This is a genomic window from Pseudomonas sp. P106(2024) (genome assembly GCF_057480815.1).
In genome coordinates, this window is the sequence record NZ_JBLIYU010000044.1 from 1 (window position 1) to 1,125 (window position 1,125).

The 1,125-nt window shown below is 63.0% G+C and carries 1 pseudogene; it reads right to left on the minus strand.

Features of this window, described 5'->3' with window-relative positions:
- Positions 1–1,125: pseudogene (locus AC25M7_RS25435) on the minus strand (T6SS effector BTH_I2691 family protein); the annotation flags it as partial.

Consider the following 1,125-nt stretch of genomic DNA (forward strand, 5'->3'; position numbering starts at 1 on the left):
TAAGCCGTCTTCAGCGAGATCACGTTGAACCACAGCATTCCGGCGTTCAGACCACCGCCTCCGCCCGACGTAAGCAACCCGAGCAAGTTGGGTTTAACCCGCGCAGTGGTGGTCAACTCAACCGCCACCGTCCGATTACCCGAAATACGCAGCTGCTTCATTTCCTCAACCTGCGCCATGCCGCTCTTCAAATACCGCTCCACCTCCTGGCTGAACGGGTTTTCCCGGATGGCCTGGTCGGTGATCTGGTAACGCGCCGCCAACAGCCCCAGCGCTTTCTCGGCATTGGCCTCACGCGCCGCCAGCAGTACTTGCTGACGCAGGGTGTGGCTGGCATCCCAGCGGGTGTGACCACGCAGGCGTTTGAGCACCACGGCGTTGACGGACTGGGCAGTCAGATCGGTGATGTCTGCAATGGCCGGAAAACGCCCGGCCAGCCCTTCGATGACATTGTCGCTGCCCCCCAGCACACCGCCGGCCGCATCGGCTTTGTCCTTGAAGGGGTTGAACGGCGCCAGGGCGGTGTAGAGCGGGCTGTCGTGCTGGTCCAGCCACTGTTCCAGGCGTTTGAAGCGCAGGTCTCGGTCTTCGGTACCGGGTGTCGGCTGGCCCATCGGGTAAATCAGCAGGGCCAGGGCGATTTCCAGGCCACGGGCCGAGATGCGTTCGTTGCGGTCATAGCACGCCAGTGCGGCGGCCAGGCTGTAGGGGTCATCGATATGCGCAGCTTCGGCCGTGGCCAGCCACGCGTCGTGATCATGACTGGCTTGCAGGGCAAGGTTGCGCAGGCCTGCAATGCGCTGCTCCAGCTCATCGCGTTCGGCGAGGAACTGCAGGTATTTGTCGGTATCGATGCGCAGCGCCAAACGCGCACCGTTTGGGGAATAGTCCTCGTGAGTGAGGGCCCGATAACGTGCCTCGGCCGGGGGGAAAGGGCGTCCGGTGCGGGTGGACTGCAGCCTTATCTCGACCACTTCGGTAGCGGGCATATCCGCCGGATACATCGTCTCCAGGGTTTTGTTCAGCAACAGGGCGACCAGGTTGCGATGGTGAAAATCGCGGCTCTGCTGGCTGAGCCGTTCGGCATCCAGCTGGTAGCACGCCGGTACGCCTGCCTGCTCGGAG